Origin of the sequence: Massilia glaciei (assembly GCF_003011895.2) — a bacterium.
Lineage (GTDB): Bacteria > Pseudomonadota > Gammaproteobacteria > Burkholderiales > Burkholderiaceae_D > Telluria_A > Telluria_A glaciei.
Genome location: NZ_PXWF02000266.1, coordinates 1 through 633 on the forward strand (window position 1 = coordinate 1; position 633 = coordinate 633).

Here is a 633-nt window from a genome sequence, read left to right on the forward strand (position 1 = left end):
AACTGGTGATGCTGCCCCGCTTTTCGGTGCCGTCGTCGCGGTGGAAGCGCACCGCGCCGGCCGCGTTTTTCTTGAGCGACATGGCGTCGTCGAACAGGACCAGGGTGTGGACGCAGGTCATGTCGCTGCCTCTTTTCGTCGCGCTCCCGTGTTGCACGAACCAGGCAATGCCGCAGCGCTTCCACAGGCGGCGCAGAAATGCCGCGTTCGACTCGTTGTACTGCATCGTGAATTCGCGTGCCGGATATTTTTTCAGGTGTCGCAGGTCGAATTCGAACGCGCGCGCGGCGACCGGATTGCTGTGCCGCCAATCGCTCAGCACGATCTCGGTGATGTCGACTTCGCTGAGGTTGCGGAAAACGCGTGTGTTGCATGTTTTATCGAGCAGCGAGAAGGCGTCGCGCACGGTCAACTGGTAGGTGGCAAGCCCGCCGTCGGCCTCGCCGTCGGCCGCGCCGGCGACGATGCCGCTCACCGCGTGCAAGCCGCCCGTGTCGGTCACGAACTGCAGTTCGACCGGATTGGCGATGAATTGCTTGAGCGGCAACCCGGCTTGGTTCGACACGCACAGCAGGGAATATTCGACCCCGCCGCAGATAGTTTCCACGCCGCTCACATGTGTTACGCACCGCG

General features: G+C 62.7%; 1 protein-coding gene. It reads right to left on the reverse strand.

Translation table 11 applies throughout. The features are described 5' to 3' along the window. Positions 1 to 607 (reverse strand): phage late control D family protein (locus C7C56_RS19295; RefSeq protein WP_229458870.1); only part of this gene is annotated, 607 nt, incomplete at its 3' end. Positions 608 to 633 lie beyond the last annotated feature (26 nt).